The sequence below is a fragment of the Pseudomonas sp. V98_8 genome (genome assembly GCF_029967975.1).
GTDB lineage: Bacteria > Pseudomonadota > Gammaproteobacteria > Pseudomonadales > Pseudomonadaceae > Aquipseudomonas > Aquipseudomonas umsongensis.
The window spans coordinates 1-12697 of record NZ_JASCAE010000080.1; the positions used below are offsets into that span (position 1 = coordinate 1).

Here is a 12697-nt window from a genome sequence, read left to right on the forward strand (position 1 = left end):
AAACATATGCTCAACCCCTTAGGCAATCCCCCCCCCCCCCCACACACATCAATAAATCACACCAACCAATGAGGCAACTGTCCGACCGGAGAAAGCCGTGACCCTGTTTGCACTTTGAAGCGCGCTGAGGTTAGAACCTTGGGAGATCGCCTATTTGCTCAAGCTCTGACACTTTGGCCTCTAGCTCAATAACTCGCTCGCCAGAGGCATTGACTCCAAGAAACACTCTCGATCGATTTCCACCGAGGCCCTCCCCAACGAAAACTTCATCGCCTCGAGCAAGTGCATCGCAGACCTGACCAAAGCTGACGACCTGGCTATGTCCGACGGAGTGCATGTGCCCATCCACTCTCGACCATTCAAACTCAACAAACTTACCGTCGTGATCCCTCCGAGCTGTCGTAACGATATACGTATCCATTTTCGCTTTCCTCATCGAGCACCCATAAACTAAGCCTAGCCCTATTTCCCAGAAACACATTTCACGCCCCCCCTATGGCCGCACAACCATCGACAATCGTAGAGCAGGTACGCGACGGCGCTGCTTGGAATTGGCCACTAAACTGGCAATGGCGCAGTGAGCTTTTCCATCGAAGGTCGTTTTTCTCAGCACATTTGGTGCGTGGGTTGCGGATGCGTTCTTTCAGAGTAAATAAGTCCAGTTGTATCCAGTCGCTGAGCTGGATCCCACGCAGCCAGCGCCTCATTCACTCGTCCAACTCTCGCCAGAAGACTGGGGCTTGCGACAACCCCAAGCAGGCTTTCCCGCTCAAAATTAAGGGTCGCAGATCATCCACGATCTGATGCAGGCTACGGCCGCATGGGCGCCGAGTGTTCCAGCTTACCCGTTGCTTGAACTGCTTCTGCGCTTTGCAGGATGAAGCACGCTTGACTTCACCTCGGAATACCTACATCTCATAACCTAGAAATTTGCGGCCAAACGCTCGTCACCGCATTTTTGCTCGCACGCACGCTCAAGCGCAGCTATTCATACAGACGCCTCAGCAAAACCATTACCCCGCCTTCTGGCTGCGAACGTACATATTCACATCTTCGGCATCGCGCACAATACAACAGCCTCGACGCTCAAACTCGCGATCCACTTCGTCCAGCGGCACGCTCGCCACGAATGGCGACAACGGGTTGCTATGCGGCTCCTCGCAGCGGCTTTTATCGACCCCACCATTGACCAGCGTTCCCGCATCCAGATAGATGCGGATCAGCCGAACAACTGCCCGAACCGCAAACCATTTGCGCAAACAATCCATCAGGATGTTGTGGTCGACACGGTCGAAGAACCTCTCCAGATCAACATCCGCCACCACTTTGCGTCCCGAGCATACGTAACGCAAGTCCGCCAAATCTCCGCACTGTGCACTGCACCCATTGCGAAAGCCGTAGCCGTGCTCACAGAAAGTCGGATCGAGTTATGGACACAAAAAAGGGCGACCGAAGTCGCCCTTTTTTACAGAAAGTCAGAACTTAGTTCTGTTTTTCCGCTTGTGCAGCACGCAGCAGGTCACCCAGGGTGGTGGCTACTGGAGCGTCACCAGCTACTGGCTTGTCGCGCAGGCTCTGGATAGCTTCTTTCTCGTCTTCAACGTCTTTCGACTTGATCGAGAGCTGGATTACGCGGCTCTTGCGATCAACGCTGATGATCTTGGCTTCTACTTCTTCGCCTTCTTTCAGAACGTTGCGCGCGTCTTCAACGCGGTCACGGCTGATTTCGGAGGCTTTCAGAGTCGCTTCGATATCGTCGGCCAGGGTGATGATGGCGCCTTTAGCGTCAACTTCTTTCACGATGCCCTTAACGATTGCGCCTTTGTCGTTCTCTTGAACGTACTCGGAGAACGGATCGCTTTCCAGCTGCTTGATACCCAGGGAGATGCGCTCGCGCTCTGGGTCAACCGACAGGATAACGGTGTCCAGCTCGTCGCCCTTCTTGAAGCGACGAACAGCTTCTTCGCCCACTTCGTTCCAGGAGATGTCGGACAGGTGAACCAGGCCGTCGATGCCGCCGTCCAGACCAATGAAGATACCGAAATCGGTGATCGACTTGATGGTGCCGGAGATTTTATCGCCCTTGTTGAACTGGCCAGAGAAATCTTCCCATGGGTTAGATTTGCACTGCTTGATGCCCAGGGAGATACGACGACGCTCTTCGTCGATGTCCAGAACCATAACTTCCACTTCGTCGCCGACTTGTACGACTTTCGAAGGGTGGATGTTCTTGTTGGTCCAGTCCATTTCGGAAACGTGTACCAGGCCTTCAACGCCTTCTTCCAGCTCAGCGAAGCAGCCGTAGTCGGTCAGGTTGGTTACACGAGCGGTAACGCGAGTGCCTTCTGGGTAACGGGCTTTGATAGCAACCCATGGATCTTCGCCCAGTTGCTTCAGGCCCAGGGAAACACGGTTGCGTTCGCGATCGTATTTCAGAACCTTAACGTCGATTTCGTCACCAACGTTGACGATTTCGGAAGGATGCTTGATGCGCTTCCAGGCCATGTCGGTGATGTGCAGCAGGCCGTCCACGCCACCCAGATCGACGAATGCGCCGTAATCGGTGAGGTTCTTGACGATACCTTTGACTTGCTGGCCTTCCTGCAGGGATTCCAGCAGAGCTTCGCGCTCGGCGGAGTTCTCGGCTTCCAGGACGCTACGACGGGAAACGACAACGTTGTTGCGCTTCTGGTCCAGCTTGATGACCTTGAATTCCAGCTCTTTGCCTTCCAGGTGCGTGGTGTCGCGCACTGGACGGACGTCAACCAGAGAACCTGGCAGGAACGCACGGATGCCGTTAACGTCGACAGTGAAGCCGCCTTTAACCTTACCGTTGATAACGCCCTTGACCACTTCTTCGGCTGCGAAGGCTGCTTCCAGAACAATCCAGCATTCAGCGCGCTTGGCTTTTTCACGGGACAGCTTGGTTTCGCCAAAGCCGTCTTCAACCGAGTCCAGCGCAACGTGAACTTCGTCACCGACGTTGATAGTCAGGTCGCCAGCGTCGTTGTAGAACTGCTCAAGCGGGATGAGTGCTTCAGACTTCAGGCCAGCGTGAACGGTTACCCAGCGAGCTTGGTAATCGATATCAACGATAACACCGGTGATGATGGAGCCTGCCTGAAGGTTCAGGGTTTTTAGGCTTTCTTCAAAGAGTTCCGCAAAGCTTTCGCTCATTTTAATTCCTGTGAATGAGGGCGAAGGATACGCCCATCTCCACACCCCAGACGGTGTGGGTTAGTTTCATTTAAAAGAAGCGCCCCAGGACTATGACTGGTCCCCTGCGGCCTTCTTGGTCACCCGGCGATATCGCGAATGGCGATCTCGCTCATGATGCGTTCCAGCACCTGGTCGATGGACAACTCCGTGGAATCCAGCTGTATGGCGTCAGCCGCCGGTTTAAGCGGGGCTACCGCTCGCTGGGTGTCACGCTCGTCGCGTGCACGGATCTCATCTAGCAGACTCGACAGACTAACATCGTCGCCTTTGCCCTTCAACTGCAAATATCGACGACGCGCCCTTTCCTCGGCACTGGCGGTCAGGAAAATCTTCAGCGGCGCATCCGGAAACACCACCGTGCCCATGTCGCGACCATCGGCCACCAGGCCCGGCGCTTCCTGGAAGGCGCGCTGGCGCTGAAGCAGCGCCTCGCGCACCGCGGGCAATGCCGCCACCTGGGAGGCACCCGAGCCGACGCTTTCGGTACGGATCACGTCGCTGACCTCGTCCCCTTCCAGGATGATGCGCTGCAGCTGACCTTCGGTCGCCGCGATAAATTGCACATCCAGATGAGCGGCGAGTTTCTTCAGCAGCTCTTCATTGGTCAGGTCGACGCCGTGGTTGTGCGCAGCGAAGGCCAGCAGGCGGTACAGCGCACCGGAATCCAGCAGGTTCCAGCCCAGGCGCCGAGCCAGGATTCCGGCGATGGTGCCTTTGCCCGAGCCGCTTGGCCCATCAATGGTGATGACCGGTGCAATGCGCTTCACGACTGAGCCTCTTGGGCAACGCGGATACCAACCTGCGCGCACAGCGCGAGGAAGTTGGGGAACGAGGTCGCGACGTTGGCGCAGTCATGGATGCGGATCGGTGCAGTGGCGCGCAGCGAGGCGACGCTGAAGGCCATGGCAATCCGGTGGTCGCCGTGGCCGTGCACTTCGCCGCCGCCGATCTGGCCGCCGTCGATAATGATGCCGTCCGGCGTCGGCTGGCATTTGACACCCAGTGCCAGCAGGCCATCGGCCATGACCTGGATACGGTCCGACTCCTTGACCCGCAGTTCTTCGGCGCCGGTCAGCACGGTGCGCCCTTCGGCACAGGCGGCAGCCACGAACAGCACCGGGAATTCGTCGATGGCCAGCGGAACCAGCGCTTCGGGAATCTCGATACCTTTGAGTTTAGCTGCCCGCACGCGCAGGTCAGCCACTGGCTCGCCACCTACTTCACGCTGGTTTTCCAGGGTGATGTCAGCGCCCATCAGGCGCAGGATGTCGATGACGCCGGTGCGGGTCGGGTTGATGCCGACATGCTCGAGCACCAGCTCCGAACCTTCGGCGATCGATGCGGCCACCAGGAAGAACGCCGAGGACGAGATGTCGCCCGGCACTTCGATATGGGTCGCGGTCAGCTTGCCGCCGGACTCGACCGAGGCCGTTGCACCATCAACGCTCACCGGGTAGCCGAAGCCACGCAGCATGCGCTCGGTGTGGTCGCGGGTTGGCGCAGGTTCGGTGACGGTGGTCTTGCCTTCAGCGTACAGCCCCGCCAGCAGCAGGCAGGATTTAACCTGGGCACTGGCCATCGGCATGGTGTAGGTCAGGCCCTTGAGGTTGTGGCCGCCACGGATGGTCATCGGCGGACGACCTTCGGCAGCGGTTTCGATGACGGCGCCCATCTCGCGCAGCGGGTTGGCCACGCGATTCATCGGCCGCTTGGACAGCGAAGCGTCGCCGGTCAGGGTGCTGTCGAAGTCTTGCGCGGCCAGCAGGCCGGACAACAGGCGCATCGAAGTGCCGGAGTTACCCAGGTAGATCGGGCCCGGTGCTGGCTTGAGGCCATGCAGGCCGACGCCGTGGATGGTCACGCGACCATGGTGCGGGCCTTCGATGACCACGCCCATGTCACGGAACGCCTGCAGGGTCGCCAGGGCGTCTTCGCCCTCGAGGAAACCTTCGACTTCGGTGACGCCTTCGGCCAGGGAGCCCAGCATGATCGAACGGTGGGAAATCGACTTGTCACCTGGTACGCGAATCCGACCGGACAGGCGGCCACCAGGTTGAGCCAGGAAAATCAGATCGTTGGAATTCATAGCGTCCACATAGGCCCGACGGGCCAGGATTTTACTGAAATGCTCGCGGGCAACCCGGGCGCGCGTGAAAACGCCCAACAATTGGTGCCCATCCCCTGCATCGACCGCGTCGCGCAAGGCGTCGAGGTCGCTGCGAAATGTATCGAGTGTGCGCAGGACAGCCTCGCGGTTAGCGAGGAAGATGTCATGCCACATGACCGGGTCGCTCCCGGCGATTCTTGTGAAATCGCGGAAACCGCCCGCAGCGTAACGGAAGATCTCAAGATTTTCATTGCGCTTGGCCAGCGAGTCGACCAGGCCGAATGCCAGCAAGTGCGGCAGATGACTGGTGGCTGCCAGCACTTCGTCGTGCCGTTCGACCTGCATGTGCTCGACATCGGCGCCCAGTTCGCGCCACAGGCGATCGACCACGGCCAAGGCTTGCGGATCGGTCTGATCCAGCGGCGTGAGAATCACTTTGTGGCGACGGAACAGGTCGGCATTGGAGGCTTCCACCCCGCTCTGCTCGGAACCGGCGATCGGATGGCCTGGCACGAAACGCGCCGGCATGCCGCCAAAGGCTTCGCTCGCCGCACGCACGACGTTGCCCTTGGCGCTGCCAACGTCAGTCAGGATCGCTTGCCCCAGGTCCATGCCGGCCAATCGGCCGAGCATTTTTTCCATGGCGAGGATCGGCACAGCCAACTGGATCACATCGGCACCCTGGCAAGCCACCGCCAGGTCTTCTTCGCAACGATCCACCACGCCCAATTCAACGGCCAGCTTGCGCGACTGCGGGTCGAGGTCGACCCCGACCACTTCGCGGCACAGGCCACTTTCGCGCAAACCCTTGGCAAACGAACCGCCGATCAACCCCAGGCCGACCACCACCAGGCGCCCGATCAACGGCTCAGCAGGTTGCGGCACAGTGACATCAACCACGGGCCATAACCTTGGCCAGCGCCTCAAGGAAGCGGCTGTTTTCCGCCGGCAGACCGATGGTTACGCGCAAGTGGTTCGGCATGCCGTAGTTGGCCACCGGGCGCACGATCACGCCTTCACGCAGCAAGCCCTGGAACACCGGGGCCGCTTCGCGACCCAGATCAACGCAGATGAAATTGCCCTTGGAAGGAATCCAGCCCAGCCCCAACTCACGGAAACCCGCTTCCAGTTGCTGCATGCCCGACTCGTTCAAGCGACGACTTTCCGCCAGGTATTCGGCGTCCTGCAGCGCAGCGCACGCAGCGGCCAAGGCCAGGCTGTTGACGTTGAACGGTTGGCGCACGCGGTTCAGCACGTCGGCGACCACGGCGGTGGACAAGCCATAACCGACGCGCAATGCCGCCAGGCCGTAGGCCTTGGAGAACGTGCGCGATACCAGCAGGTTCGGGTATGCCGCCAGGAAGTCCAGGCCGTCCGGCAGGTCGCTGCCTTCGGCGTATTCGATGTAGGCCTCGTCCAGCACCACCAACACGTGCTCAGGCACGTCCTGGAGGAATTCGTCCAGCGCCTCGGTATCGAACCAGGTCCCGGTCGGGTTGTTCGGGTTGGCGATGAAGACTACGCGGGTATTGGCGTCGATGGCCGCCAGCATGGCCGGCAGGTCATGCCCCCAGTCCTTGGCCGGAATGACCTTGGCCTGGGCGCCGACGGCCTGGGTCACGATCGGGTAGACCGCAAACGCATGCTCGCTGAACACCGCATTCAGGCCCGGCGCCAGGTAGGCGCGCGCCACCAGCTCAAGGATGTCATTGGAGCCGTTGCCCAATGTCACCTGGTTCAGCTCGACGCGGCACTGTTCGGCCAGCAGGGTCTTGAGCGCAAAACCATTGCCGTCTGGATAACGGGTCAGTTCGACCAGGGCATCACGGATGGCGGCCAGGGCCTTGGGGCTCGCGCCCAACGGGTTTTCGTTGCTGGCCAGCTTGACGATGCTGGCCGGATCGAGATCCAGCTCACGCGCCAGTTCATCCACGGGCTTGCCCGGAACGTAAGGCGAAAGTTGTTGCACGCCCGGCTGTGCCAGAGCGAGGAAATTGCCACTCATTTGCTACCGCCCCTTAGAGAACTGCTTTCGGGTAGGAACCCAGCACTTTGAGTGCTACTGCTTCCTGACTGATCTTTTCCAGCACACCTTTTACCAGCGGGTCGCGGTGGTGGCCGACGAAGTCGATGAAGAACACGTAGGTCCATTTGCCGCTGCGCGACGGACGGGTCTCGATTCGCGTCAGGTCGATGCCGTTGTCGTGGAACGGCACCAACAATTCGTGCAGCGCGCCCGGCTTGTTGCTCATCGAGACGATGATGGAGGTCTTGTCGTCGCCAGTCGGCGGCACTTCCTGGTTACCGATCATGAGGAAGCGCGTGGAGTTGTCCGGACGGTCCTCGATTTTCTCGGCCAATCGGGTCAGCCCGTAGAGGCCGGCCGCCATGTCGCCGGCAATCGCCGCCGAGTTCCACTCGCCCTTGACCCGCTTGGCCGCTTCGGCGTTGCTGGACACCGCCACGCGCTCGACATTCGGGTAGTGGGCGTCCAGCCACTTGCGGCACTGGGCCAGGGACTGGGCGTGGGAGTAGATACGGCTGATGCTGTCGGTCTTGGTGTTTTCACCGACCAACAGGTGGTGGTGAATGCGCAGCTCGACTTCACCACAGATCACCATGTCGTGCTCGAGGAAGCTGTCGAGGGTGTGGTTGACCGCGCCTTCGGTGGAGTTTTCCACCGGGACCACGCCGAAATTCACCGCACCGGCCGCCACTTCGCGGAACACTTCGTCGATGGCCGCCATCGGCTTGCTGATCACCGCGTGGCCGAAGTGTTTCATTGCAGCCGCCTGGGTGAAGGTGCCTTCAGGGCCCAGGTACGCGACTTTCAGCGGCTGCTCGAGGGCCAGGCACGAGGACATGATTTCGCGGAACAGCCGCGCCATCTCTTCGTTGCCCAGCGGCCCCTGGTTGCGCTCCATGACACGCTTGAGCACCTGAGCTTCGCGCTCGGGACGATAGAACACCGGCACTTCGCCTTCGGCCAGCGAAGCCATCTTTACTCGCGCAACTTCCTGGGCGCAGCGTGCGCGCTCACTGATCAGCTCCAGGACTTTTTCGTCCAGGGCATCGATGCGCAGGCGCAGTGCCTTGAGTTCTTGCTCAGACATTAGCCGTGTTCCTTCTCGAACTCTGCCATGTACGCCACCAGCGCGTTGATCGCGTTGATGTCGACGGCGTTATAGATGGAGGCGCGCATGCCGCCCACGGAGCGGTGGCCCTTGAGGTTCAGCAGGCCACGCTCGTCGGCGCCAGCCAGGAACGGCTTGTCCAGACGGTCATCGGCCAGGCGGAACGGTACGTTCATCCACGAGCGGTCCGACTTGTTGATCGGGTTGCTATAGAGGCCGCTGGCGTCGATGAAGTCGTACAGCGTGCGCTGCTTGACGTCATTGAGCTTGCCGATGGCCTCGACACCGCCCTGCTCTTTCAGCCACTCGAACACCAGGCCGGACAGGTACCAGGCCAGGGTTGGCGGGGTGTTGTACATGGAGCCGTTGTCGGCCGCGACCTTGTAGTCGAGCATGGTCGGGCAAATTGAACGGGCGCGACCGAGCAGGTCTTCGCGAACGATGTTCACGACGATGCCGCTTGGGCCGATGTTCTTCTGGGCGCCGGCGTAGATCATGCCGAAGCGCGAGACATCGATCGGGCGCGAGAGGATGTCCGAGGACATGTCGGCCACCAATGGCACGTCACCGGTCTCGGGAACCCACTGGAATTCCAGGCCGCCGATGGTTTCGTTCGGCGCGTAGTGAACGTAGGCCGCGTCCTTGGACAGCTGCCATTCGTTCTGGCCGGGAATGGCGAAATAGTCGTAGGGCTTGGCGGTGGCGGCAACATTGACGTGGCCGAAGCGCGACGCTTCCTCGATGGCTTTCTGCGACCAGATACCGGTGTCGATATAGTCGGCGGTGCCGCTTTCAGGCAGCAGGTTCAGCGGAATCTGGGCAAATTGCTGGCTGGCGCCGCCTTGCAGGAACAGCACTTTGTAGTTCGAGGGGATATTCAGCAGATCACGCAGATCCTGCTCGGCCTTGGTGGCAATGGACACGAACTCATCGCTGCGATGGCTCATTTCCATGACCGACAGGCCCTTGCCGTGCCAGTCGAGGAGTTCACCCTGGGCGCGCTGCAGGACAGCTTCGGGAAGCGCCGCAGGACCGGCGCAGAAGTTATAGGCTCTCTTGCTCACATCCAATCTCGCTCTGATTTGGTGGTATCACGCAATAAATCACATTATCAATCGACACAGGGGCCCTGCTGAAGCAGGCACCTGTGGGAGCGAGCCTGCTCGCGAATGCATCACCGCGGTGTTTCAGAGATACCGCGGCGCCTGCTTCGCGAGCAGGCTCGCTCCCACAGGGGATATCCATGGGTGTCGACATTTTCCTCTCGGACAAACAACAAGGGGGCGAATTTTCATCCGCCCCCTGTTTACCCGCTTATTCCTGTGGTTCTTCGTCAGCGGCGGCGTCGAGTTGCTGGTCTTCGACGATGTCGTCGATCACCGCATTGCCTTCGAACACAGCACCTTCTTCACCTTCCAGCTCTTCACCCTCGACTTCCGACGGCTCCTGGACCCGCTCCAGGCCGACCAGCGTTTCATCGTTGGCCAGCTTGATCAGGGTCACGCCCTGGGTGTTACGACCCAGGCTGGACACTTCGTCGACACGGGTGCGCACCAGGGTGCCCTGGTCGGAAATCAGCATGATTTCCTCGCCGTCGAGCACCTGGACCGCACCGACCAGACGGCCGTTGCGCTCGTTGCTGACCATGGCGATCACGCCCTGGCCGCCACGCTTGTACTCAGGGAACTCGGTGATCGCCGTACGCTTGCCGTAACCACGCTCGGAAGCGGTGAGGATCTGGCTGCCTTCTTCCGGGATCAGCATGGAAATCAGCTTCTGCCCTTCTGGCAGGCGCATGCCGCGCACACCACGAGCGGTACGGCCCATGGCACGAACGTCGGATTCCTTGAAGCGCGTCACCTTGCCGCCGTCCGAGAACAGCATGACTTCGCGCTCGCCATCGGTAATGGCCGCGGAAATCAGCACGTCGCCCTCGTCCAGCTCCAGCGCGATCAGGCCGACGCTGCGCTGACGGCTGAAGGATTCCAGCGGGGTCTTCTTCACGGTACCGTTGGCGGTGGCCATGAAGATGAAGTGACCTTCGGTGTATTCCTCGACCGGCAGCATGGTGGTGATGTATTCACCGTCATCCAGCGGCAGCAGGTTGACCAGCGGACGACCACGGGCAGCGCGTGAGGCTTCAGGGATTTCGTAGGTTTTCAGCCAGTACACCTTGCCCTTGCTGGAGAACAGCAGCAACGTGGTGTGGCTGTTGGCAACCAGCAGGTGAGCGATGTAGTCCTCATCCTTGACGCCGGTCGCCGACTTGCCTTTGCCGCCACGACGCTGGGCCTGGTAAGCCGCCAGCGGCTGGGTCTTGGCATAGCCACCGTGGGAAATGGTCACCACGCGATCTTCTTCCGGGATCATGTCGCCCAGGGTCAGGTCGAGACGCGCATCGAGGATCTCGGTGCGGCGCACGTCGCCGTATTCGGCACGGATCACTTCCAGCTCTTCGCGGATCACTTCCATCAGGCGCGTGGCGCTGTTGAGGATGCGGATCAGCTCGCCGATCTGGTTGAGGATCTCTTGATACTCGGCCAGCAGCTTTTCGTGTTCCAGGCCGGTCAGGCGGTGCAGACGCAGTTCGAGGATGGCTTGCGCCTGCTCTGGCGACAGGAAGTACTTGCCGTCGCGCAGGCCGTATTGCGGGTCGAGGTTTTCCGGACGGCACGAATCTGCGCCGGCACGTTCCACCATCGCCACAACCGCCGAGGACTCCCAAGGGGTGCTGACCAGCGCTTCCTTGGCTTCCGACGGGGTCGGCGAAGCCTTGATCAGGGCGATGACCGGGTCGATGTTCGACAGGGCAACCGCTTGACCTTCGAGGATGTGCCCACGCTCGCGCGCCTTGCGCAGTTCGAATACGGTACGACGAGTGACGACTTCGCGACGGTGACGCACGAAGGCTTCCAGCAGGTCCTTGAGGTTCAGGATGCGTGGACGGCCGTCGATCAGCGCGACGATGTTGATGCCGAATACCGCTTGCAGCTGGGTCTGGGCGTAGAGGTTGTTGAGGATCACCTCAGGCACTTCGCCGCGACGCAGCTCGATCACGACGCGCATACCGTCCTTGTCGGACTCGTCGCGCAGCTCCGTGATGCCTTCGAGCTTCTTCTCCTTGACCAGCTCGGCGATCTTCTCGATCAGACGGGCCTTGTTCAGCTGGTAAGGGAGTTCGGTGATGACGATCTGCTGGCGGCCACCGACCTTGTCGATGTCTTCGATGATCGAGCGGGCGCGCATGTAGATGCGCCCGCGACCGGTGCGGTAGGCCTCGATGATGCCGGCGCGACCGTTGATGATCGCGGCGGTCGGGAAGTCCGGACCGGGGATGTACTGCATCAGCTCGTCGACGGTCAGCTCGGGGTTGTCGATGAGCGCCAGGCAACCGTCGATGACTTCACCGAGGTTGTGCGGCGGGATGTTGGTCGCCATGCCCACGGCGATACCGCTGGAGCCGTTGACCAGCAGGTTGGGAATACGGGTCGGCATGACCGCCGGGATCATTTCGGTGCCGTCGTAGTTCGGCACCCAGTCCACGGTTTCCTTATGCAGGTCAGCCAGCAGCTCGTGCGCCAGCTTGGTCATGCGCACTTCGGTGTATCGCATGGCCGCGGCGTTGTCGCCGTCCACCGAACCGAAGTTGCCCTGGCCGTCTACCAGCAGGTAGCGCAGGGAGAATGGCTGGGCCATCCGAACGATGGTGTCGTACACCGCGGTATCACCGTGCGGGTGATACTTACCGATCACGTCACCGACAACACGGGCAGATTTCTTGTACGGCTTGTTGAAGTCGTTGCCCAGCTCGCTCATCGCGAACAGCACGCGCCGGTGCACGGGCTTCAAGCCATCGCGCGCATCCGGCAGTGCCCGCCCGACAATTACGCTCATCGCGTAGTCGAGATAGGACTGCTTCAGCTCGTCTTCGATATTGACCGGGAGGATTTCTTTGGCCAGTTCGCCCATGAGAAGCCTGATTCCTTTTTCTGGTGAAACTTCGTCTCATCCATATGGGACGAACGAAGCTCGCCGCTGCAGGCTGAGTGCCATGCACCGACTTACGACAAATCAACGAGTTATGCCATGGATCTGCGCAGTAAAGATCACCCCGCGGGGCAACCTTGGAAACCGCCGGATGTTATCACAAGAGCCGCCACGCACCTATCCCCCTGATGCGCATGGAGCATAGTTAGTTGACCGATGACAGGCTTGAAGGGGACGAGAGGGGCTTAGA

8 protein-coding genes are annotated in these 12697 nt (G+C 60.3%); all 8 read right to left on the reverse strand.

The annotated features are described in order from the left end of the window. Positions 1 to 1013: 1013 nt before the first annotated feature. Complete coding sequence (locus tag QLG10_RS29650) at positions 1014 to 1352, reverse strand: hypothetical protein (RefSeq protein ID WP_349016959.1); 339 nt, start codon at positions 1350 to 1352, stop codon at positions 1014 to 1016. 130 nt (positions 1353 to 1482) lie between these two features. After that, entirely contained in the window at positions 1483 to 3177 is a 1695-nt protein-coding gene (gene rpsA, locus QLG10_RS24015; RefSeq protein WP_020800122.1) for a 30S ribosomal protein S1, read from the reverse strand. A gap of 119 nt (positions 3178 to 3296) precedes the next feature. Beyond that, positions 3297 to 3986, reverse strand: a complete 690-nt coding sequence (gene cmk, locus QLG10_RS24020; RefSeq protein ID WP_020800123.1) for a (d)CMP kinase — start codon at positions 3984 to 3986, stop codon at positions 3297 to 3299. Further along, positions 3983 to 6190, reverse strand: coding sequence for a bifunctional prephenate dehydrogenase/3-phosphoshikimate 1-carboxyvinyltransferase (locus QLG10_RS24025; protein WP_282488178.1), 2208 nt, complete (start codon positions 6188 to 6190; stop codon positions 3983 to 3985). The genes cmk and QLG10_RS24025 overlap by 4 nt, the downstream gene beginning before the upstream one ends. A 28-nt stretch (positions 6191 to 6218) precedes the next feature. Next, entirely contained in the window at positions 6219 to 7331 is a 1113-nt protein-coding gene (hisC, locus tag QLG10_RS24030; RefSeq protein ID WP_282488164.1) for a histidinol-phosphate transaminase, read from the reverse strand. A gap of 13 nt (positions 7332 to 7344) precedes the next feature. Then, complete coding sequence (gene pheA / locus QLG10_RS24035) at positions 7345 to 8439, reverse strand: prephenate dehydratase (RefSeq protein ID WP_007939916.1); 1095 nt, start codon at positions 8437 to 8439, stop codon at positions 7345 to 7347. After that, positions 8439 to 9524: a 3-phosphoserine/phosphohydroxythreonine transaminase gene (gene serC / locus QLG10_RS24040; RefSeq protein WP_083348475.1), complete on the reverse strand. Its 1086-nt coding sequence runs from the start codon at positions 9522 to 9524 to the stop codon at positions 8439 to 8441. Before serC ends, pheA begins: the two co-directional genes overlap by 1 nt. Before the next feature lie 250 nt (positions 9525 to 9774). Then, a complete protein-coding gene (gene gyrA, locus QLG10_RS24045; protein ID WP_110746389.1) occupies positions 9775 to 12429 on the reverse strand; it encodes a DNA gyrase subunit A in 2655 nt (884 codons plus the stop codon). Positions 12430 to 12697: the final 268 nt, after the last annotated feature.

What these genes read in the sequence shown, in the direction of transcription:
- rpsA (WP_020800122.1), bottom strand. Translation starts at nt 3,177, where the DNA reads ATGAGCGAAAGCTTTGCGGAACTCTTTGAAGAAAGCCTAAAAACCCTG.
- hisC (WP_282488164.1), bottom strand. Translation starts at nt 7,331, where the DNA reads ATGAGTGGCAATTTCCTCGCTCTGGCACAGCCGGGCGTGCAACAACTT.
- pheA (WP_007939916.1), bottom strand. Translation starts at nt 8,439, where the DNA reads ATGTCTGAGCAAGAACTCAAGGCACTGCGCCTGCGCATCGATGCCCTG.
- gyrA (WP_110746389.1), bottom strand. Translation starts at nt 12,429, where the DNA reads ATGGGCGAACTGGCCAAAGAAATCCTCCCGGTCAATATCGAAGACGAG.